The following is a 20,982-nucleotide window of genomic DNA, read 5'->3' as shown; positions in this document are numbered from 1 at the left end:
CGCTCACCTGCCGGGGACGTCGAGAAGGGGTGGGGGATAGGCGGAGTGGGGGACCCCGGCGCGCCAGGGGCGGTGGATGGTGGGGCCGTCGAGGTGGGCTAGTTCGGGGAGCCAGCGGCGGGTGTAGGAGCCGTCGGGGTCGTAGCGGTCGGCCTGGCGGAGGGGGTTGAGGGTGCGGTTGGGGCGGGTGTCGGTGCCGGTGCCCGCGGCCCACTGCCAGTTGAGCTGGTTGTTGGCCAGGTCGGCGTCGACGAGCCAGTGCAGGAAGTGGGCGGCGCCGAGACGCCAGTCCAGGCGGAGGGATTTGGCGAAGAACGAGGCGGTGATCAGGCGGGCGCGGCCGGGGAGCCAGCCGTCGGTGACGAGCTGGCGCTGGGCGGCGTCGATGATCGGGTAGCCGGTGCGGGCCTGTTTCCAGGCGTCGACCGCCTGGGGGTCGTGGCGGACGGGGAAGGGGCCGGGGCGGTAGCTGGTCCAGGCGGTGTCGGGGCGGGCCGACAGCAGCTGGTGGTGGAAGTCGCGCCAGGCGAGCTGGCGGGCGAAGGCGTGGCCGCCGTCGGTGGACAGGTCGGTGCGGTGGACGATCTCGGTCGGTGAGAGGCAGCCGAAATGCAGGTGCGGGGACAGGTGGGAGGTGGCGTCGGCGGTGAGGTCGTCGTTGCGGGTCGCGTAATCCTCGATCGGGCCCGCGAGCCACTTCCGTAGGAGGGCGCGGGCGCTGATCTCGCCGCCGGTCGGGCAGTGTGGGGACGGGTCGCCGGGGGACAGCTCGCGCGCGGTGGGGAGCGGGTCGCTCGGGATGTTGGGGACATCGAGGGCGTGGGGTGCGCGCAGGGGATCGCGCTGGTGGGTGTCGAGCCAGCGGCGGAAGTACGGGGTGAAGACGGCGTAGTGGTCGCGGCCGGTCGCGGGGGTGAGGACGGCGGGGTCGGCGGCGGTGACGACGGCGGGGTGGGTGTGGACCGCGCAGCCTGTCAGGCGTTCGCGGAGGGCCGCGGTGCGGCGGGTGGCGTAGGCGCTGACGTCTTCGGCGAGATGGAGTGCGGTGGCGCCGGTTTCGGTGACCACGCGGGCGACTTCGTCGGGGACGGTGCCGCGGCGCAGGATCAATCTGCCGCCGAGGCCGCGCAGGCGCTCGTCGAGTTCGGCCAGGGCCGTGGCGAGGAAGACGGCGCGGTTGGGTGGACAGCGGTCGGGGACGAGGTGGTCGTCGATGACGAACAGCGGGACGACGGTGTCGCCGGCGCGGTGCGCGGCGGTGAGGACCGGGTTGTCGGCGATGCGCAGGTCACGGGTGAACAGGGCGATCGTGGTACTGCTCATCGGGCGCACAGCGGGGTGCGGTCGGTGCGGCCGCCGGTGGTGGGAGTGGTCAGGTAGACGCAGGTGTTCTGGCCCGTGGTGGTGATCGCGGTGTCGATGGCGGTCCAGGTGGCGGCGTCGAGGGACGGGGTGCGGGACAGGACGAAGCCGGACAGGCGGGTCGGGTCGGTGACGAGGGCCCAGGCGTAGTCGGGGCCCAGGGCGGTGACGATGTAGTTGGGGGCGCCGTTGCGCTGGTCCTGGCCGGGGACGCTGGGGAAGGAGACGTGCAGCTGGGCGTTGGTGGTGGGGTCGGTCACCGTTGCGGTGCCGCGGATTTCGTCGACACCGCCCGACCAGGTGCGGCAGCGGTTGTGGACGCCGATGTCACCGGAGGTCTCGAGGGTGTAGGTGGCGGTGGTGTCGCCCGCGCAGTTCAGGGAGAACGGGGCTGGGATGGCGGCGAGTTGGTGCCAGTCGCCCAGGTAGCTGGTCAGGTCGAGGTCCGGGACCGGGACCGGGGCCGGGGCCGGGGGTGCGGCGGAGGCGGTGGCCGGGAGGACGGCCACGGCGAAGGCCGCGCCCGTGGCGGCGGCGAGGCGGAGCGGAGCGGAGGAACGGGCGATGCGCACGGGGACTCCTCGGATCGGCGATGTTTCCAGGCTATCATCAAGCGATGCGAAAGTGATGCATCATGCGGCGACCACTCGTCGCTAAGTGCTGACGCTGGTCCTCCAAGGGTTGCGCAGTCGTCGGTGACCGAGTTCGACGGCGTGCGGGATCGCGAGTGATCGCGGTGCCGAGTCGGTGCGCGACCCGCCGTCGTGCGGTCGTGACGGCCAGGGGGCGGCGGATCGGCCAGAATGGAACGATGTCCGCCGGTTCAGTTCCTGTGTCCGACGCGGCCGGGTACACCGTGCGCGCGGTCGCGGAGCGTCTCGGGATTCCGACCGCCACGTTGCGCAGCTGGAACCGTCGCTATGCCATCGGTCCCGCGCAGGACCGGCCCGGGCGGCACCGGCTCTACACCGAAGCCGATATCGCGCTGCTGGAGCGGATGATCACGCTGATCCACGGCGGCGCCAGCGCGGCCGGGGCGGCGGCCGCGGTGCGGGGGCCCGCTGTGCTCGCGGGTGACCGCACCGCGCTGTTGCGGGCGGCGTTCGCGTTGGACTCGTTCGCCGCCGTCGGTGTGGTCGAGGCGCATGCGCGGGCCTACGGGGTGATCCGGACCTGGGACGAGCTGTGCAGGCCCGCGTTCGCCGATATCGTCGCGCGGCAAGGGGCGGGTGAGGAGTGCATCGATGTCGAACATCTGCTGTCGTGGGCGATCGCGGCGGTGATGCAGCGGGTGCGGGCCGTGTCCGCCGACCGGGCTGTCCTGCTGGCCTGCACCGGCGGCGAAACCCATTCGCTCCCACTGGAAGTGCTGCGCGCCGCGCTGGCCGAACACGGGGTGGGCGCGCGCATGCTCGGCCCGGACGTGCCGACCGTCGCGCTCGCGGGCGCGCTGGCCCGCACCGGCGAATCCGGCGCGCTGCTGCTGTGGTCGCAGCGCGAGTCGACCGCGCTCACCTCGGCGGTGCTCGCGGGGATGGCGGCGGGGGCGCGGGTCCTCGTCGGAGGGCCCGGGTGGGACGCGGTGCTGCTGCCGTCGGCGGTCGTGCGGATCGGCGCGCTGGCCGACGCGGTCGAGGCGTTGCGGCAGCGGTGAATGCACTGGCAGCGGGAGACGGTGCTGGACCGGCTGCGCGGATCGCCGACTCGGCCGGGCTGACCTCGACGCCCGACAGCGGTGGGCGGGTGCGCGGCCGGATTCGCCGGATGGCCGTCACCGTGCGCCACGCGCGCTCCTGAGTCGAGGTCGCCTGCCTGCGGGTCAGCGGCCGAGTAGATGGCGCAGGGTCGGTTCGAGGTAGGGGGAGCGGAAGTGGTGGTTCGCCTCGGTGAGGCGAGTCGGGGTGACGCGCTGGTCGGCCTCGGCGAGTTCCCGGGCGCCCTGGCGGCCCAGGACGAGGGCGGGGCCGAAGGAGGGTGTCGGGAGGAGGGCGGGACGGTGCAGGACGTGGGCCAGGGTGTGGGCGTAGTCGGTGTTGCGCACGGGGTTCGGGGTGACGGCGTTGACGGGGCCGGTGCGGGTGTCGTCCCAGAGGGCGCGGTGGTAGATGTCGAGGAGGTCGTCGAGGCCGATCCAGGACTGCCACTGGGTGCCGTCGCCGATCCGGCCGCCGAGGCCCGCGGCGAACAGTGGGCGCAGCAGGCGCAGGGTGCCGCCCGCGGGGGATTGGACGATGCCGGTGCGGATCCGGACGACGCGGGCGTCGGCGGTGGTCGCGGCCGCTTCCCAGTTCGTCACCACGTCGGCGAGGAAGCCGTCGCCGGGATCGGCGTTCTCGGTGAGGATTTCGTCACCACGGTCGTAGCCGTAGTAGCCGATGGCGGAGGCGGAGACGAAAGTACCTACGCCGCACCGGCTCGCGGTCTCGGCGAGGGCGCGGGTGGGGCCGACGCGGCTGTCGGCGATCGCGCGGCGGTGCGCCTCGGTGAACCGGCCCGCGATCGACGCGCCCGCCAGGTGGACGACCGCGTCGACACCGGTGAGCAGGTCGGGGGCGGGATCGTTTGGGTCCCACCGGCGTTCGTCCGGGCTCTTCGGCGCGTGCCGGACCAGCCGGAGGACCCGATGTCCACCGGTGGTCAGGAACGCGCACAGCGCCGTCCCGACCAGCCCGGACGCGCCGCTCACCGCGATGGTGCGCCCGGTGAAACCGTGGTCGGCGGCGCGCCGGTGGGCGGCGAGGTCGTCGGCGAGCTGGCGGTAACGGTAGTCGAACATCGGGCGCAGCAGGCGGGTCGGCAGCGGGGTCTCGACGCGATCGGTGACCCGGGTGTGCTCGTCGTCGACGGCGGTGAACTCATGGGTGTGCCGCCAGGGGAGCAGGCGGCCGACCGGCGCGGACGCGAGCCCGTCGGCCGCGACGGCATCGGCGAAGCGGTGCGGCGGGTCATAGACCTCCGGGTCGTGGCGTGCGACCCAGCGCAGTCCGCCCGGTAGTCCCAGAACGGCGGTACCCGTGGCCAGGTCGTCGGATTCGCTCAGCAACCGGACCGGTTGCCACGGCGGGGCCAGGCGGGTGAAGGCGCCCGGCCGGGAGAACCAGGCGAACACCTCGTCGCGGGGTGCGGAGACAACGAACGAACAGTCGATGCCCATACCTCGACTGTAGCCGCGACGGCTAGCACGTGAAACGTTTACGCATCGTTCGGTGCGTCGACCGGTGATACCGGGGCGGCGGTGCGCCCCGGTATCGGGGATCAGCCGTAGTGGCAGATGTAGTGCATGGTGTCGACGACCTCGATGTCGAACGAGCTGTCACCGGGGATGGAGAACGACTCGCCCGCGCGGTAGGTGGTGGTCTCGGTCGAACCGGCCAGGGTCACCTTGGCCTCGCCCGCGACCAGTTCCATGACTTCGGGGGCGGCGGTGCCGAAGGTCAGGCTCGACGGCTGGATGACGCCGACCGACTTCTTGGTGCCGTCGGCCAGCTCCAAGCTGTAGCTGACGCACTTGCCGTCGAAGTAGACATTGGCCTGCTTGGTGACGGAGACATTCTCGAACTTCGACATGGGTCCTTCCACGATGTTAGGGAAGGCTCAGTCTAGCCAGGCGGGTTTGTGCACCCGGACGCGGTCGGCTTCGGCGGGGTCGCGCTGTGCCAGGACAGCGAGGACGCGGTCGGCGAGCGTGGGCACGCTCTTTGTCGCGGCGTTGAAGACAATGGTCAGGTCCGCCTCGAAATATCGATACAGGTCTTCACGCCGCGACATGCAGGTCCTTCGCCTCCGCCAGCACGGCGTCGCGAATGAACCAGTGCAGGTACTTCTTCGGAACGACATCGACCTTTCGGCCCAGCAGTGCCTCGAGCTCTTCCTGGAATCCGAAGAACTCCAGGCCGATGTCGGTGCCCGGCTTCAGCAGGTAGAGCAGGTCGACGTCGCTGTCCGGTCCATCCGAACCGCGGGCGACCGATCCGAACACCGAGAGCTCGATGACGTCGTACTTCTCGCACAGCGCCCGCAACCTCGGCATCAGGGTGTCGAAATCGATCGCCATCTCGCCTCCTCGAAGGTTCGACTGCTTCGAGCCTAGCGGGGCACCTCAGCTGCCGTAGCGGGCCAGGACGGAGCTGGCTTCCTGGGAGGCGGTGCCTTCCTGGGCCAGGTGGGTCATGGCTTCGGGGATTTCGCGGCCGTGGTGGGCCATGGCCTGGGCGTAGAGGCGGCCTGCTCGGTAGGAGGAGCGGACCAGGGGGCCTGCCATGACGCCGGCGAAGCCGAGGTCTTCGGCGACCTTGGAGTGGGCGACGAACTCCTCGGGCTTGACCCAGCGGTCGACGGGGTGGTGGCGGGGGGAGGGGCGCAGGTACTGGGTGATGGTGAGGATGTCGCAGCCTGCCTCGTGCAGGTCGCGCATGGCCTCGGTGACCTCGTCGGGGGTCTCGCCCATGCCGAGGATGAGGTTGGACTTGGTGACCAGGCCCGCCTCGCGGGCGGCGGTGATGACGGCCAGCGAGCGGTCGTAGCGGAACGCGGGGCGGATGCGCTTGAAGATGCGCGGCACCGTCTCCAGGTTGTGGGCCAGCACCTCGGGGCGGGTCGCGAAGACCTCGGCGAGCTGGTCGGGGTCGGCGTTGAAGTCGGGGATGAGCAGTTCGACGCCGGTGCCGGGGTTGAGTGCCTTGATGGCGCGCACGGTTTCGGCGTAGAGCCAGGCGCCGCCGTCGTCGAGGTCGTCGCGGGCCACGCCGGTGATGGTGGAGTAGCGCAGGCCCATGGCCTGGACGCTCTCGGCGACGCGGCGGGGCTCGTCGCGGTCGAGGGCGGCGGGCTTGCCGGTGTCGATCTGGCAGAAGTCGCAGCGGCGGGTGCACTGCTCGCCGCCGATGAGGAAGGTGGCCTCGCGATCCTCCCAGCATTCGAAGATGTTGGGGCAGCCCGCTTCCTCGCAGACGGTGTGCAGGCCTTCGCGTTTCACCAGGCCCTTGAGCTCGGTGTATTCGGGGCCCATGGTGGCGCGGGTGCGAATCCACTTGGGCTTGCGCTCGATCGGGGTCTCCGCGTTGCGCGCCTCGATGCGCAGCAGCTTGCGTCCGGCGGGGGCTGAGGCGTCTACGGGGCTCACTGGACCGACTCTACGCTCGGGGCCTGCGCGTTCGCGGGGCCGGTGGTGCGATCAATGTCATGCGGCCGGACGGGAATTTCCCCGTCCAGCGCGGCAACGATGGCGGCCGCGACGAGCGGCTTGACCTCGGCGACGGTGACCTCGCGGCCCAGCTCCCTGGTCAGCGTGGTGACCCCGGCGTCCTTGATGCCGCAGGGCACGATCGCCTGGAAACCGTCGTCGGCGTAGTTGCAGTTCAGCGAGATGCCGTGCAGGGCGACACCGCGCTGCACCCGCACCCCGATCGCGGCGATCTTGCGCTCGGGCAGGAACCCGCTCGCCGCCAGCCACACCCCCGAGCGGCCCTCGATGCGGCCGCAGGTGACGCCGAGACCGGTGATCACCGTGATCAGCGCTTCTTCCAGCCGACGCACGTAGTGCACGACATCGATCGGTTCGGCCAGCCGGACGATCGGATAGCCGACCAGCTGACCGGGCCCGTGCCAGGTGATCTTGCCGCCGCGGTCGACCTGGATCACCGGGGTGCCGTCGACGGGCAGATCGGTGTCCTCGGTGCGGCGGCCCGCGGTGTAGACGGAGGGATGTTCGAGCAGCAGCAACCGGTCGTCGCCGGTCCCGGTGGCCCGCTCGTCGGCGATCCGCCGTTGCAGGTCCCAGGCGGCGTGATAGTCGATGAGTCCGAGATCCTCGACCACGATCGGGGTCGAATCGAATCGCGCGGACGAGGTGGGGCGCGTGGTGTTCACGGCTTCCGACCTTACGCCACCGTCGGTGCGCTGTTTCCGGGCCTTCGGGCCGCTCGGGCTCACTCCCCGCCGAGCGGAAGGGTGAGCTGCATGAGGGTCAGATCCATCCAGCGGCCGAACTTGTGACCGACCTCCGGCAGCTCGCCCACGGTGCGGAAACCGAAGCGTTGGTGCAGGGCGATCGAGCCGGTATTGCCGGATTCGATGGCGGCGACCATGACGTGGACGCGGTGCGACGCGGTGGCGCGGGCGATGAGCTCAGCGAGCAGTGCGGTGGCCACGCCGCGGCGCTGGAAGCGGTCATCGACGTAGACGGAGTTCTCGACGGTGAAGCGGTAGCCGGATTTTGGGCGCCACGCGCCGTAGGAGGCGTAACCGGCGACCTCGCCGTCGATCTCGGCGATCAGGACGGGCAGGCCCGCGGCGGTGCGGTCGGCGAACCAGGTGAGGCGGTCGTCGAGGTCGACCTCGTCGGTGTCCCAGATCGCCGTGGACTCGGCGATATTGGTGTTGTGGATGACCAGGACGGCGGCCAGGTCGGCCTTGTCGGCGTCGCGGATCAGCATCGGGGAATCCTCACACCGGGCCGACGGCGGCGGCCAGGGCGGCCCCGATGGTCGGATGCTGGAAGGTGAAGCCCGCCTCTTCCAGCGCGGCGGGGATGGCCCGGGGGCCGCGCAGGATGGCCTCGTCGGCGAGTTCGCCCACCAGGGCGCGCAGCGCGACACCGGGGACGATGATCGGGGTCGGCCGGTGCAGCGCCCGGCCCAGGGCACGGGTGAACTCCGCGTTGGTGACCGGCGCCGGTCCGGCGGCGTTGATCGGGCCGGAGACCCGCGGATTCGTCAATGCGAAGACGATCGCGCCGACTTCGTCGTCGAGGGAGATCCACGGGGTGTACTGGCGGCCGCTGCCCAGGCGCCCGCCCAGACCCAGCCAGTACAGCGGGTGCAGCATGCTCAGCATGCCGCCGTTGCGGGCCAGCACCACGGCGCTGCGCAGCAGCACGGTGCGGGTGCCCGCCTCGGTAGCCGGGGCGGTGGCGGCTTCCCAGTCCCGGCACAGCGTGGCCAGGAAACCCGTTCCGGCGGGGGCGGTTTCGTCGACGACACCGTCACCGGTGCCGCCGCCATAGTAGTGCACGCCGCTGGCGTTGACCAGCGTGGGCACTCCGGCGGCGGCCACGGCGACGGCGAGCACGTCGGTGGTGGTGATCCGGCTGTCGCGCAGCAGCTGCTTGTAGCCGCCGTTCCAGCGGCGCGCGCCGAGACTCGCGCCGCACAGGTTCACCACCGCGTCGGCCCCGCGCAACGCCCGCTCGTCGAGCTGGGCGCGCGCGGGATCCCAGGTGAATTCGTCCGGCGCCGCGGCGGCCCGGCGGACCAGCCGGGAGACCTGGTGCCCGTCGCGGCGCAGAGCCGCGACGAGCGCCGTCCCGATCAGTCCGGACGAACCGGCGATCACCACCTTCATCGGGTCGGATTCCTCGCTACAGGCCGAGATCGGCCTCGAACGCCGAGTCCTCGAGCCGGTTCTTGATGGTGGAGAGGAAGCGGCCCGCGTCGGCACCGTCGATGAGGCGGTGGTCGTAGGTCAGCGGCAGGTACACCATCGAGCGCACGCCGATGGACTCGCTGCCCGCCTCGTCGGTCACCACCACCGGGCGCTTGACGATCGCGCCCGTGCCGAGCATGGCGGCCTGCGGCGGAACCAGGATCGGGGTGTCGAACAGCGCGCCCTCGGAGCCGATGTTGGTGATGGTGAAGGTGCCACCGGACAGCTCGTCCGGCTTCAGGCCGCCGGTGCGCGCGCGGTGCGCGATATCGGCGATCGCGCGGGCCAGCCCGGCCAGCGACAGGTCGCTGGCGTTGTGGATGACCGGCGAGAGCAGACCCTGCTCGGTGTCGACCGCGATACCCAGGTGCACCGACGCGTGGTAGGTGATCTCCTTGGTGTCCTCGTTGTAGGAGGCGTTCACGTTCGGGTGCACACCCAGCGCCTCGACCACGGCCTTGGCGAAGAACGGCAGGTACGTCAGGTTGACGCCCTCGCGCGACTTGAACGAGGCCTTGGCCAGCTGCCGCAGATGCGCGATCTTGGTGACGTCGGCCTCGTGGACCTGGGTCAGCTGCGCGGTGCTCAGCAGCGATTCGCGCGTCTTGGTCGCGGTGATCTGCCGGATCCGGCTGGCCTTCTGCGTGGTACCGACCAGCCCGGCCAGCTTCGGCGCGGCCGACTCCTTGGCCGGTGCCGCGGCGTTCGCGGCGGCCGGAGCGGCGGCGGCGGGCGCCTTGGCGGCCTCGGCGGCGGCGAGCACGTCCTGCTTGCGGATGCGGCCGCCGACACCGGAACCCTTGACGGCCGACAGGTCGACGTTGTTCTCGTCGGCCAGCTTGCGGACCAGCGGGGTCACGTACGGGGTGCTGCCGTTGGCCGACGCCGCGGGGGCGGGGGCCGGGGCGGGCTTCGGCGCGGGGGCCGCCGCGGCGGGCGCGGGAGCCGGGGCCGGAGCAGGTGCCGGAGCGGGGGCCGGAGCAGGCGCGGGCGCCGGGGCGGGTTCCGGCGCGGGCGCCGGGGCCGGGGCGGGCGCCGCGGCGGCGGGCGCGCCGCTGCCGATCACACCCAGCTGACCACCGACGGCGACGATGTCGTCTTCCTGGGCCGAGATCTCCAGCAGGGTGCCCGCGACGGGCGAGGGGATCTCGGTGTCGACCTTGTCGGTGGACACCTCGAGCAGCGGCTCGTCGACGGCGACGCTGTCACCCACGGCCTTGAGCCACCGGGTCACGGTGCCCTCGGTGACCGATTCGCCCAGCTCGGGCATCTTCACCGGGGTGCCGGAGGCGGCGGCGGGCGCGGCGGCCGGGGCCTGCTCGGGCGCGGGGGCCTGCGCGGCCGGGGCCGGTGCGGGCTCGGGAGCGGGCGCGGGCTCGGGAGCCGCGGCGGGTTCGGGGGCGGCGGCAGGAGCGGAGGCGGCGGCTTCACCGGGCTCGCTGATCACACCGAGCTCACCGCCGACCTCGACGATGTCGTCTTCCTGGGCGACGATCTTCGACAGCACACCGGCGGTGGGCGACGGGATCTCGGTATCGACTTTGTCGGTGGAGACTTCGAGCAGCGGTTCGTCGACCTCGACCGTGTCTCCTTCCTGCTTCAGCCACCTGGTCACCGTTCCCTCGGTGACGCTCTCACCAAGAGCCGGCATCTGGACGGAGAAGGCCATGTCCTCTGTCTCCTCTGACTGTTAGACGGGTAATACAACAGTGCTTCGACCCCGGCAGACACCCGTCGCGGGTCGCGGCGTTCGTCCACCCCGCCGTCACGGCGAGGCGTCCGGGAATCGTCGGTTTCTTGTTCCGGCAACCATCCTTGCACTCGCTCGCCGACGACGGAGCGCTGGGCGGCGATACAGGCGGAGCTGGCACCATGGAATGTACGGCGGTGAGCAGAATTCCGCCGCGATGCCGGAGGACGTTACCGATGGGTTTGCTGGATCGTTTCCGCGGCGGGCGCCGCACGAGCAGGAACGTCGCCCGTGCGCACGCGTCGGAACTCGACGCGCTCGCGGACTGGGCGCGCACCCGGCGTGGCGTGGAGGCGTTCGTCGAACCCAAGACGACTGTGACTGATGTCACAGCGGTGCTCGTAGCGGCGGACGGCGAATGGACCCGGCGCATCGTCGGCGAGCGCGGGGCGCGGCGGCTGGCCGCGCGGCTGCGGATTCCGGTCTACGACGTGAACCGGACCGGCTATCCGCAGCGGATGCGCGACTACGACGCCCGCCGCCGCATCGAGCAGCGGCGGGCCCGCGAACAGCGCGACGAGTGACTACTCGGCGCCGATCTCCTCGATCACGGTGATCAGGGTCCGCACCGGCACCCCGGTCCCGCCCTTGCCGATGTAGCCGAACGGACCGCCGGTGTTGTAGGCCGGACCGGCCACGTCCAGGTGCGCCCACTGCACGCCCTCGGGCACGAACTCCTTGAGGAACAGTGCCGCCGAGAGCATTCCGCCCCAGCGGTGCGGCGCGACATTGGCCAGGTCGGCGACCTTGGAGTTGAGGTCGGCGCGCAGTTCGGGCGGCATCGGCATGGCCCAGCCGTGTTCGCCGACGGCGCGCGAGGTGGCCGCGACCCGGTCGCGGAACTCCTCGGTGCCCAGCACGCCGGGGGTGCGGGTGCCCAGGGCGACCATCTGGGCGCCGGTGAGGGTGGCGACGTCGATGAGGTAGTCGGGCTCGTCCTCGGCGGCGCGCACGATGGCGTCGGCCAGGATGAGCCTGCCCTCGGCGTCGGTGTTGATGACCTCGACGGTGGTGCCGCCGTACTGGGTGAGCACGTCACCGGGACGCTGCGCGGTGGCCGATGGCATGTTCTCGGCCATCGGCACGGTCGCGGTGACGGTGACCGGCAGGCCGAGGCGCGCGGCCAGCAGCACGGTCGCGATGACCGCCGCGGCCCCGGCCATGTCGGAGGTCATGTTCTCCATATTGGCGGCGGGCTTGATCGAGATGCCGCCGGTGTCGAAGGTGATGCCCTTGCCGACCAGCGCGATCTTCTTCGGCCCGCCCGCGTAGCTGATCCGCACCAGCCGCGGCGGGCGCGCGGAGCCCTGGCCGACGCCGATGATGCCGCCGTAACCCCCTGCGGCCAGCGCGGTCTCGTCGAGCACCTCGACCTCGAGCCCGGCCGCCTCGGCGAGCACGCGGGCCCGCTCGGCGAACTCGGCCGGGTACAGCGCGCTCGGTGGGGTGTTGACGAAATCGCGCGCGGTGGCGACGGCCTCGGCCACCAGCTGCGCGCGCAGCAGTTCCAGCACGCCGAATTCCGGCTCGGGGACCAGCAGTTCGACGCGCAGCACCGGCTGCTCGTCCGGCTTGGGCGCGCTCTTGGCCGACTTGAACGCGCTGAAGGTGTAGGCGCCCAGGTAGAAGCCCTCGGCGGCGGCGCCCAGGTCGACCCCGGACAGCGTGCTGGCGACGAGTTCGGTCCCGGCCAGCGCGCGACCAGCCACGCCCGCGCTGCGGCGGACCTGCTCGGCATCGATCTTCTCGGCCGCGCCGAGACCCACGGCGAGCACGCTGGTGACGTTCGCCAGCCCCGACGGCGCGGGCACCCGGGTGAGTTCCTCGGGCTTGCCCTTGGCGCCGACCGCGCCGAGCGCGTCGAGCAGCTCCGCCCGGATCTCCTCGGTGAGCACATCGCCGAACAGGTCGGCCGGGACGATGGCAGGCCCGTTCTCCGAGGAGGTCAATCCGATCACCAGCACGTCGGTATCCGGGGTGATGGTCTCGATACGTGCCAGTTCCGGTCCGAGTGAACGATCTGCAGCAGCGGTCATCGCCCCAGGTTATTCCGTGACCCATCCCGGCCGCACACCGCGCGGCCCCGTGCCGCGAAATACTGGGATTCACTGGACAATACTGGTAGCTGTGGATACGCTCCGACGCGTGACGGACTCGGCCGAGGAGCTGGAGGCGCGCATCAGCGGGTTGCGGGCCGAGGTGCGCCGGGCGGCCGCGGCCGGGGATCGGGTCGGGGCGCGACAGATGCGGGCGCGGCTGCGGCAGGCCGAAAGCGACTGGGACGCCGTGGTGCTCGGGTCGATGCCCGCGGAGCCGGAGCAGGTGGAGGCGCCCGGGGTGCCGGTGCGCGAGCACGTGCACCGCGCGCTGACGCTGCTGTCGGTGCCGTCCGCGCCGAAGCTGGTGCTGGCGACGCACGACGCGTTCTTCTCCGGGGAGCTGCTGCCCGCCCGGCTCACCAGCCTGCGCCGCGACGAGGAACGTTCCTTCCGCTCGGCGCCCTACGCCCGGCCGTACTACCTGTGCGCCGCGCTCACCACCGATCTGCTCGCCCCCGCGCGCGGGCTGATGGCGGTGAGTTCCTGGCCGCTGGAACGGCGGATGGTCGGACCGCTGAGTCCTCGGGTGGGCCTGCTGGTCTCGGCGATCCGGCTGGCCGAGCACCTCACGGCGCAGCCTGCCGCGGAATCGGCGGGCAGGCGCGTACTGTGGCGGCTCGCCGTCTCGATCCCGGGCGTGCGCGGCGCACCGGACGCGCTCGACCCGGCAGCGGTGATCGCGGCGGCGCGCCGGGAACTGGCGGTGCACGAAGACGAAGACGCGCGGCAGCGCCGCAGTGCCGCGCACCGGGCGGCCGATCAGCTCGCTGATCCGGCCGCGCAACTATTCGGTGTTCGGCTCGGGGTAGCCGATCGGCGACGGATCGAGGTGAAATGAGCACTCTCGCAGCACAGTTGGATCAGTTGCGCGGCGCAGCGCCCGCGACCAGGCACAATGCCCGCACCATCGCCGCGCTGACGGCGAATCCGGGATGCGCCCGCCGCGCCCTGCTCGACGCGGCCGCGGTGGACAAGACCGCCGTCGCCCAGTCCCTGGGCTTCCCACCGCAATTCGGCCAGTCCCAGTTCGCGATCACCCGCGGTAATGCCTTCGAGTCGATGGTCAAGGCCAACGGCTGCGCCGAACTGCTGGCGCTGCTGCGCGACAAGCTCGGGCTCACCGTGCCCGAGGTCGCCTACCACGACCTGAACTCGGTCGGTGAGCACACCGGCAACGCGGTGCGCTACCAGCGCACCAAGCAGCTGCTGAAGAGCACGATCGAGGCAGGCGACGGGACCCTGTTCGACCATCCGATGCTGCGCCTCGACATCGCCGGTGCCCCCGCGTATCTGGAGCCGGACGTGGTGGCGGTGCAGCTCGACGGCAAGTTCCACGTCGTGGAGATCAAGGCGTTCCCGGTGATCGACGGCCAGGCCGATCCGGCGCAGGTCGCCGCGGCCGCGCGGCAGTCGGCGGTGTACGTGATCGCGCTGCGCGAGCTGATGCGCGCGATCGGGGAGTCACCGGAGCTGGTCTCGCACACGGTGATCCTGGTGTGCGCCAAGGACTTCAGCAACCGGCCCACCGCCGAGCTGGTCGATCTGCGCAAGCAGCTGGCCGTGGTGGGCAGGCAGCTCACCCGCCTCACCGCGATTCCCGATCTGCTCGAGCTGCTGCCGCCGGAGGCCACCTTCGCCCCGGGCGAGGGGCTGGAGAAGACCGTCGCGGCCATTCCCGCCCGCTACGCGCCCGAGTGCATGTCCAGCTGCGAGCTGGCCTTCGCGTGCCGCGACGAGGCCCGCACCTGCGGTTCGCTGGACGCGCTGGGCCGCGGGGTCTGCGACGAGGTGGGCGGCATCGACAATCTGCACACCGTGCTCGGCCTGGCCGAGGGCACCCTGGAACCGGGGCCCGAACACGCCGACATCACCGCGGTCCTGCGCACCGCGCACCGATTGCGGCTGGAGATCGCCGGATGAGCGTGCTCTCGGCGCTGGCCAAGGCCGAGGCCGTGCGCTCGGGCCGCGCGCAGCCGACCGCGACCGTGCGTCACGTGCACCTGGCCGAGCGGCCGCTGGTGGCGATCCCGCTGCGGCTGGCGGGCGAGGCCGCCGCACCGCTGGCGGTCATGATCGGCACCGCGTCCGGCGACCAGAACGTGCTGACGGTGCCGCAGCCGCGCGACCGGGTGCTGCGGCTGCGCTTCATCGAGCAGCTCGCCGATGTGATCCTGCCGTATCTCGCGTCGTTCCTCGGCGACGTCGAGGAGCTGACCAGTAAGGCGGGCGAGACCTACACCCGCTGCCTGGACGCCCCGCAACTGTGGACGCCCAATCCCGGCGGCCAGAACTTCCTGAAACTGCTGGGCCGTTCGGTGCGTTTCCATCGCGCCGACGGCGACAACCCGGTGCCGGAAGCCGTTCCGCTGCTGGGCCGCTGGCTCACCTGGTTCGGCGACCGCGCCGAACACCCCGGTTCGGCGGTGCTGCCCGCGATGACCTCGGTGCTGGCCGCGCACTGGGCTTCGGGCCAATCCTCCCTCGAGGACGGCAATCTCGCCGCGCTGCTCGGCTGGATCGACCCGCCGCGCGGACTCACCGGCGCCGAGGCCGCCGCGCTGGCCGAGGACCCGCTGCGCTCGCCGCCCGCCGGTCCGGCCACCGACCCCGGTTTCGACAACGAGGAACTCGCCCCGCTGATCGCCGCCTACAACGCCGCCGTCGACGACACGGCCCGGTCGGTGGCGGCCGAACGGCTGGAACGGTCGCTGCGCGGTCAGCTCGAGCCCACCTGGCGGCTCATGTGGCGCGGCATCGAGCTGCTGCGCGCGCTGCCCGAAGGCGCCAGCGTGGCGACCCGCTGGACCGACGATCGCGGCGCCTTCTCCTATTTCGCCGCCGAACTCGCCGAGGGCACCCCGCAGTCGCGCCGCGACCCGGCCGTGCGCGCGGTGCGCAAACTGCTGCAACGCGAACGCGCCCTGGAGGCCTTGCAGGCCCAGTGCGCCTTCGACGATCCGCTGCTCATGCTCGAACATCGCGTGGCCGGGGCGGCCGTGCGCGGCACCGTGGTGCACAGCGAACCCGAGCGGTTGGACCGCTCCGGCGCCCGCCCGAAGCTGCGCCCGCACATCCACCTGCGCACCGCGGACCCGTTCACCGCCGTCCTCGGCGAGGAGCTGACCTGCGTGGAACGGCCCAAACAATCCGGGGTGGTCGTGGAGATCGACGGTGACACCCTGGTCCTCGAACTCTCCGGCGGCATGGGCCGCAAGCTGATTCCCGAACCGGGCAGTGTGCCCGACGTCGACGAGGAGCTCGGCTTCGCGCGGTTCACTCCCTCGCCGTTCACCGGTCAGCTGAATCTGCCCGCGCGCGAGGACACCCCGTGGACCCACGGCGGCCCGCCCCCGGAATACGACCCCGACCACTCCGACGACGGGGAGGACCCGCAGTGACCAGCCCGGACCAGGCCGTCGCCGACATCCTCACCGACCTGCGCGACGCGAGTCATCGCGCGCTGGTGGTCGACTCCCCGCCCGGCGCGGGCAAATCCACGCTCGTGGTGCGCGCGGCCCGACAGCTCGCCGAGGACGACGAGCAGCGGATGATCGTGGCGCAGACCAACGAACAGGTCGACGACCTCATCGACCGGCTGGCCGGCGCGGACCCGGCGCTGCGCATCGGCAGGCTGTCCAGCGCGGCCTATGTGGTGAGCGATCGCGTCGACCAGCACGGCAATGTGCGGGTGGCCACCAAGCCCGCCGACCTCGCCGATCGCACCATCGTCATCGGCACGGCGGCCAAGTGGGCCACCGTCACCGAGGGCAGCTGGTCGCACGCCATCATCGACGAGGCCTATCAGATGCGCTCGGATATGTTGCTGCGCATCGCGAATCGCTTCGATCGCGGGCTGTTCGTGGGCGACCCGGGCCAGCTCGACCCGTTCGCCACCGTCGAGTCCGCGCGCTGGGCCGGGCTCACCTGGGACCCGACCATGAGCGCGGTCAGCGTCATGCTGGCCAACAACGACAACATCCCCACCCACCGCCTGCCGGTCTCCTGGCGGCTACCCGCTACCGCGGCCCCAGTGGTGTCGAAGGCGTTCTATCCCTTTACCGAATTCGAGTCCGGCACCGGATTCGGCGACCGCCGGATGGAATTCGGCACGCGCGGGCTGGGCGGCCCGATCGACGCCGTTCTCGAGGAGGCGGCCGAGACCGGCTGGGGCTGGTACGAACTCCCGGCCCGGCACACCCTGCGCACCGACCGCGAGGCGGTGCTGGCCATCGCCGAGATCGCCGCCCGGCTGATCGAGCGCGGCGCCACCGCGCATTCCGAGGCGGGCAGCAGGCCGGTCACCGTGGACCGGGTGGCCGTGGGCACCGCCCATCGCGACCAGGCCGAGGCCGTGCGCGCCGCGCTGCGCGGCACCGCGGCCGAACCGGTCACGGTGGACACCGCCAACCGGTTGCAGGGCCGGGAGTACGACGTCACCCTCGTGCTGCATCCGCTGTCCGGACGGCGTGACGCCAGCGCCTTCCACCTGGAGGCCGGACGGCTGTGCGTGCTCGCCTCCCGGCACCGGCACGCCTGCATCGTGGTCGGGCGGGCGGGGATTCCCGAACTGCTCGACGCGCACCCGTCGGCCGAGCCGGTGCACCTGGGTGTGCCGGTGAAGTTCCCCGACGGCTGGGAGGCGAATCAGGCGGTGCTGAGTCATCTGGCCCAGCACCGGGTGCGCGCGGCGGCCGGTCAGTAGCGGGGCTGGTCGAGCCAGCGCTTGGTGCCCTTGGAGCGGGCGGCCAGGATGGTTCCGGCGGGCACGATCGCGACGCAGAGCCCGGCGATGATCCAGGCGGTGTCGCCGTCGACCAGGCTCATCCCCGCCATGACGAAGGCGAACAACAGGACCAGGGTCGCACCGAGCAGTGCGAAGATCCGGCCCACCGCGCGGCGCATGAACAGCGCGATCGAACCCACGAACGACAGGATGGCGGGCGGCACCAGCAGGATCACCGCGCCGATCGTGAACCACAGATCCTCGGTGTAGGTCATCGCGTCGCGGCCGCTGTAGCTGGTGTCGGTCGGTTGCATGGTCATCAGATGGGCCACCATCGCGAGGCCGACATAGCCGCTGGCCACGGCGATCACGAGGGAAAGAACGGCGGCCGTCTTGGCATCGCCCCCGGGCACCTTCGGGACCGGGGCGTATCCGTGTCCGGCGGCGAAACCTGGGTGGTAGGCGTACCCGGCGCCCGGAGCGTGGCCACCGGCGGCGCCAGGACCGGGGTTCTGTGCGTAGCGGGCCTGCGACGCGTGTCCGCTGTCCGGGGTGTCGGGGTGCTGCGCGTAGCCCGGCGCGAGCGCGTGTCCGGCGCCCGGAGTGTGGCCGGGGCTCTGCGGTGCGCTTTGCGATAGTGCGTGCCCGGCGGGGGTGTGCCCGGAGTACTGCACGTAGCCCTGCGGCGTCGCGGATGAGCCGGGAGGGGTGTGTCCGGCGGCTGGGTAGCCCGCCTGGCCGCTCCCCGGAGTGGGTCCCGGCGATGCGGGAAAAGTATTGTGCAGCAAGGCATCCTGGGCCGCCGAGACGAACTCGCGGCAGCTGGCGAAGCGATCCTCGCGGGCCTTGGCCATCGCCCGGGTGAGGACCGCGTCCAGGGCGGCGGGCAGTCCCGGCCGCACCCCGCTCAGCGGGGGTACCGGCTGGGAGAGATGACCGGCGATCACCTGGGCCGGATTGGTCGCCGGGAACGGTGGTTGACCGGCCAGCAGCAGGTAGAGGGTGCAGGCCAGCGAGTACTGGTCGCCGCGGGCGTCGACCACCTCGCCGGAGAGCTGCTCGGGGGAGGCGTAGGCCAGGGTGGCGGTGAAGGTGCCGGTGGCGGTGAGCTTGGTGTCGGCCTCGACGAGGCGGGCGATGCCGAAATCGGTGAGCAGGGCGCGGGATTCGCCGCCCTCGGGGGACGAGATGAGGATGTTGGCGGGTTTCACGTCGCGGTGCAGGACGCCGTGGCGGTGCGCGTAGTCCAGCGCGTCGGCGGTCTCGGCCACATAGCGCAGCAGCTGCTCGGGCGGGGTTTCGCGGGGGAGCCGGGTGGCGTCGGCGCCCTCGACGAAACGCATGGAGATCCACAGGTGCCCGTCGTGGGTGCCGCGGTCGTAGACGCCGACGATGCCCGGATGATCCAGGCCCGCCACGATATCGGCCTCCTGCTCGAAGCGGCGGCGCAGTTCGGGATCGTCGGAGACCGCGCGGTTGAGCAGCTTGAGCGCGACGGTGCGCGGCAGCCGTGGGTGCCGCGCCCGGTAGACCGTGCCCATCCCGCCCTGACCGAGGGTGCCCTCGATCCGATATCCGGCGAAAGTGTCCTCCACTGCGGTCACCGGGTCCCCCTCCCTGCTCCGTGCCGTGACCCCGGCAGCCTAGCCGGTCACACCGTCAGGCCAGCCGGGCCACCAGCCGTCGCGCGTTCATGTACCCGATCGCCTCGATGGTGACCATCGGGTTGACGCCCGGCGCGGTCGGGAAGCTGGAGCCGTCCGCGACCACGATATTGGGCACCTCCCAGGTGGCGCCGTCGGGATCGGTGGCCGACAGCGTCGGCGCGCCGCCCATCCGCGCCGAACCCATGATGTGCAGCGCGCCCATCGAGCACCGGCCCGGCCCGTATCCTGCTGTCCGGCAAGCCGCGTCGAACTCCGCGAGCGACCCGCGTACGCCGGGTTCGAACGAGACCCCGGCCTGGTGCCCGGAGTAGATCCGCTGCGCGCCCGCCGCTTCGAGGATCGAGGCGGCGCCGACGATCCCGGTGTGCAGGTGCGCCGCGTCGTAGCCGGAGAGCCGGTACTTCACCACCGGTTCGCCACCGCGGTCGACCGAGACGCTGCCCGGATCCCGATCGCGGGTGATCACGCCGATCGAGTTCGTGCGCGCGAAATCCAGCAGGGCCGCGCGATGCTCGGCCGCGCCCCGCCAGTTCATGAACCCCGTGGCGAGACCGGGATGCACGGGTCCGGTCTCGTAGATGACGCCGTATCCGTGCCCGTCCAGATCGGCGTGCTGCCTGCTGATCCGGCCCTGCAGCGCGCCCTCCCACGGGCGGATCTCCTCCTCGAACACCCCGAACACGGCCGCCGCCGGATGCAGGCGCAGATGCCGCCCGATGTTCTTGTTCCGCAACCCGGACCGCAGCAGCAGCGCCGGGGTCTGGATCGCGCCCGCGGCCACGACCACCGCGCGGGCCCGCACGGTGATCTCCACGCCGTCACCGGTACGCGCGGTCACCGATTCGGCGACCCCCGCCGTCACGGTGATCGACCGGACATCGGCGTCGACCACCAGCCGGGCGCCGTGCGCCGCGGCATCGGCCAGCCAGGTCTTGGTCGTCGACTGTTTGGCGCCCACGCGGCAGCCGTAACCGCACCGCCCACACTCGATTCCGGCATCACACGCGTCACCGACATTGCGCGGCAGGGTGTCGACCTCCCAGCCCAGCGCGCGGGCACCGCGTTCGAGCACCCCGTCGCGGGCCGAGAGCGGTGACTTGCGGTCGGTGACTCCGATGCGGCGGCCCACGGCGGCGAGCGCGTCGCCGAACTCGTCCGTGGCGAACTGCGGGACACCGGTCTCGGCCCATTCGGCGCGCACCCGCTCGGGGGTCGGCAGCGAGGTGCTCCAGTTGACCACCGTGCCGCCACCCAGGCAGCTGCCCGCCACCAGCGTGAGCTGACCCTCCGCCGTGGCCGGGGGACCCGGCGCGTAGAGGCTGGTCAGCGCGGCGAGCTCGCCGTCGCCGAAGTCCCGGTCGTCGTAGTAGCCGCCGCGTTCGAGCACCACCACGTCGAGCCCGGCCTCGGCCAGCACCGCCGCCGCGGCGCCGCCACCGGCACCGGAGCCGACCACCACCACATCGCAGTCGAGGGTGGTGGGGGCGGTGAACCGTTGCGGGGACAGCGCGGGCGCGGGGGCGCTCGCCAGGCGGCCCGGCGGCGGGGGATAGCCGATCCGCTGCCAGAGTGGGTTCTCGCCGGTCGGGCCTGGGGTGACGTTGTAGGCGAGCAGGGCGGCCTGCTTGAGCGCCTGGAAGACCGCGCGGGCGGGCGCCAGGCGGGAATCGCCGAGGCGCAGCAGGGCGGCCTCGCGGCGGTCCTGCGGCAATGCCGAGAATCGGCGCGGACCACTGCCGGTGAGCAGGCCGACCAGCCGGGAATCCCACAGGCCGAGCAGCAGGGCGAGCTGCTTGCGGTCGGCCTCGCGCGGGTTGCGGTCCAGGATCTCGAGGATGGTGTCGACCACGCCGAGCTCGGTCGCGGCGGGGAGGCCGAGGCCGTCGCCGGGGAGGAACGTGTCGCAGATCGTGCCCAGTGCGGCCCGCTGTCCGGCTGTCGGTGCCATACCGAAACCAC

21 protein-coding genes are annotated in these 20,982 nt (G+C 72.0%); 7 read left to right on the top strand and 14 right to left on the bottom strand.

The window, feature by feature from the left end; genetic code table 11:
* Positions 1-3: 3 nt before the first annotated feature.
* Together WA675_RS19675 and WA675_RS19670 are read right to left on the bottom strand one after the other, a co-directional pair.
* Positions 4-1,323, bottom strand: a complete 1,320-nt coding sequence (locus tag WA675_RS19675; protein ID WP_336086104.1) for a cryptochrome/photolyase family protein — start codon at positions 1,321-1,323, stop codon at positions 4-6.
* On the bottom strand, positions 1,320-1,934 hold the full coding sequence (locus tag WA675_RS19670) for a lipocalin family protein (protein ID WP_336086103.1): 615 nt from the start codon (positions 1,932-1,934) through the stop codon (positions 1,320-1,322). The genes WA675_RS19675 and WA675_RS19670 overlap by 4 nt, the downstream gene beginning before the upstream one ends.
* A 239-nt stretch (positions 1,935-2,173) precedes the next feature.
* Between WA675_RS19670 and WA675_RS19665 the strand changes: the two genes are divergently transcribed.
* Positions 2,174-3,016, top strand: a complete 843-nt coding sequence (locus WA675_RS19665; protein ID WP_336086102.1) for a MerR family transcriptional regulator — start codon at positions 2,174-2,176, stop codon at positions 3,014-3,016.
* The gene (locus tag WA675_RS19660; RefSeq protein WP_336086101.1) at positions 3,013-3,159 is read left to right on the top strand and encodes a hypothetical protein; all 147 of its coding nucleotides are present in this window, start codon (positions 3,013-3,015) and stop codon (positions 3,157-3,159) included. The genes WA675_RS19665 and WA675_RS19660 overlap by 4 nt, the downstream gene beginning before the upstream one ends.
* Before the next feature lie 22 nt (positions 3,160-3,181).
* On the opposite strand, the gene WA675_RS19655 is transcribed toward WA675_RS19660, so the two are convergent.
* From WA675_RS19655 to sucB, 9 genes are all read right to left on the bottom strand, one after another.
* Positions 3,182-4,516, bottom strand: coding sequence for a TIGR01777 family oxidoreductase (locus WA675_RS19655; protein ID WP_336086099.1), 1,335 nt, complete (start codon positions 4,514-4,516; stop codon positions 3,182-3,184).
* Between the two features lie 101 nt (positions 4,517-4,617).
* Complete coding sequence (gene ppnP, locus WA675_RS19650; RefSeq protein WP_336086098.1) at positions 4,618-4,929, bottom strand: pyrimidine/purine nucleoside phosphorylase; 312 nt, start codon at positions 4,927-4,929, stop codon at positions 4,618-4,620.
* A gap of 27 nt (positions 4,930-4,956) precedes the next feature.
* Complete coding sequence (locus WA675_RS19645; RefSeq protein ID WP_336086097.1) at positions 4,957-5,130, bottom strand: hypothetical protein; 174 nt, start codon at positions 5,128-5,130, stop codon at positions 4,957-4,959.
* On the bottom strand, positions 5,117-5,416 hold the full coding sequence (locus tag WA675_RS19640) for a nucleotidyltransferase family protein (protein WP_336086096.1): 300 nt from the start codon (positions 5,414-5,416) through the stop codon (positions 5,117-5,119). Before WA675_RS19640 ends, WA675_RS19645 begins: the two co-directional genes overlap by 14 nt.
* 45 nt (positions 5,417-5,461) lie before the next feature.
* The gene (gene lipA, locus WA675_RS19635) at positions 5,462-6,484 is read right to left on the bottom strand and encodes a lipoyl synthase (protein ID WP_336086095.1); all 1,023 of its coding nucleotides are present in this window, start codon (positions 6,482-6,484) and stop codon (positions 5,462-5,464) included.
* Entirely contained in the window at positions 6,481-7,230 is a 750-nt protein-coding gene (gene lipB, locus WA675_RS19630) for a lipoyl(octanoyl) transferase LipB (RefSeq protein WP_336086094.1), read from the bottom strand. Before lipB ends, lipA begins: the two co-directional genes overlap by 4 nt.
* A 59-nt stretch (positions 7,231-7,289) precedes the next feature.
* On the bottom strand, positions 7,290-7,796 hold the full coding sequence (locus tag WA675_RS19625; protein WP_336086093.1) for a GNAT family N-acetyltransferase: 507 nt from the start codon (positions 7,794-7,796) through the stop codon (positions 7,290-7,292).
* Between the two features lie 10 nt (positions 7,797-7,806).
* On the bottom strand, positions 7,807-8,703 hold the full coding sequence (locus WA675_RS19620) for a TIGR01777 family oxidoreductase (RefSeq protein ID WP_336086092.1): 897 nt from the start codon (positions 8,701-8,703) through the stop codon (positions 7,807-7,809).
* A gap of 16 nt (positions 8,704-8,719) precedes the next feature.
* Positions 8,720-10,453 carry a 2-oxoglutarate dehydrogenase, E2 component, dihydrolipoamide succinyltransferase gene (sucB, locus tag WA675_RS19615; protein WP_336086091.1) on the bottom strand — a complete coding sequence of 578 codons (1,734 nt, stop codon included), beginning with the start codon at positions 10,451-10,453 and terminating at the stop codon, positions 8,720-8,722.
* Positions 10,454-10,710: 257 nt separating this feature from the next.
* Here sucB and WA675_RS19610 point away from each other — a divergent pair, with 257 nt between their 5' ends.
* Positions 10,711-11,058, top strand: a complete 348-nt coding sequence (locus WA675_RS19610) for an oxidoreductase (protein WP_336086090.1) — start codon at positions 10,711-10,713, stop codon at positions 11,056-11,058.
* Here the strand turns inward: WA675_RS19610 and WA675_RS19605 are convergent, their stop codons facing one another.
* Positions 11,059-12,570, bottom strand: coding sequence for a leucyl aminopeptidase (locus tag WA675_RS19605; RefSeq protein WP_336086089.1), 1,512 nt, complete (start codon positions 12,568-12,570; stop codon positions 11,059-11,061).
* Positions 12,571-12,679: 109 nt separating this feature from the next.
* Between WA675_RS19605 and WA675_RS19600 the strand changes: the two genes are divergently transcribed.
* Genes WA675_RS19600 through WA675_RS19585 form a run of 4 tightly spaced genes read left to right on the top strand, consistent with a single transcriptional unit; the run spans position 12,680 to position 17,335 of the window.
* Positions 12,680-13,471 (top strand): hypothetical protein, encoded by a 792-nt coding sequence (locus WA675_RS19600; RefSeq protein WP_336086088.1) that lies wholly within the window; start codon positions 12,680-12,682, stop codon positions 13,469-13,471.
* A complete protein-coding gene (locus WA675_RS19595) occupies positions 13,468-14,553 on the top strand; it encodes a hypothetical protein (RefSeq protein WP_336086087.1) in 1,086 nt (361 codons plus the stop codon). The genes WA675_RS19600 and WA675_RS19595 overlap by 4 nt, the downstream gene beginning before the upstream one ends.
* Positions 14,550-16,031, top strand: a complete 1,482-nt coding sequence (locus tag WA675_RS19590) for a hypothetical protein (RefSeq protein ID WP_336086086.1) — start codon at positions 14,550-14,552, stop codon at positions 16,029-16,031. The genes WA675_RS19595 and WA675_RS19590 overlap by 4 nt, the downstream gene beginning before the upstream one ends.
* Positions 16,028-17,335, top strand: coding sequence for an AAA domain-containing protein (locus WA675_RS19585; RefSeq protein WP_336086085.1), 1,308 nt, complete (start codon positions 16,028-16,030; stop codon positions 17,333-17,335). Before WA675_RS19590 ends, WA675_RS19585 begins: the two co-directional genes overlap by 4 nt.
* On the opposite strand, the gene WA675_RS19580 is transcribed toward WA675_RS19585, so the two are convergent.
* Together WA675_RS19580 and WA675_RS19575 are read right to left on the bottom strand one after the other, a co-directional pair.
* Positions 17,329-18,960, bottom strand: a complete 1,632-nt coding sequence (locus WA675_RS19580) for a protein kinase domain-containing protein (RefSeq protein WP_336086084.1) — start codon at positions 18,958-18,960, stop codon at positions 17,329-17,331. The two genes, WA675_RS19585 and WA675_RS19580, sit on opposite strands and share 7 nt — an antisense overlap.
* Positions 18,961-19,015: 55 nt before the next feature.
* Positions 19,016-20,971: a GMC family oxidoreductase N-terminal domain-containing protein gene (locus WA675_RS19575; RefSeq protein WP_336086083.1), complete on the bottom strand. Its 1,956-nt coding sequence runs from the start codon at positions 20,969-20,971 to the stop codon at positions 19,016-19,018.
* Positions 20,972-20,982: the final 11 nt, after the last annotated feature.

This window comes from Nocardia sp. SSK8 (assembly GCF_037034205.1).
Classification (GTDB): domain Bacteria; phylum Actinomycetota; class Actinomycetes; order Mycobacteriales; family Mycobacteriaceae; genus Nocardia.
Note: the sequence above shows the minus strand (reverse complement) of the source record. Positions and strands in the feature narration are given on the sequence as shown.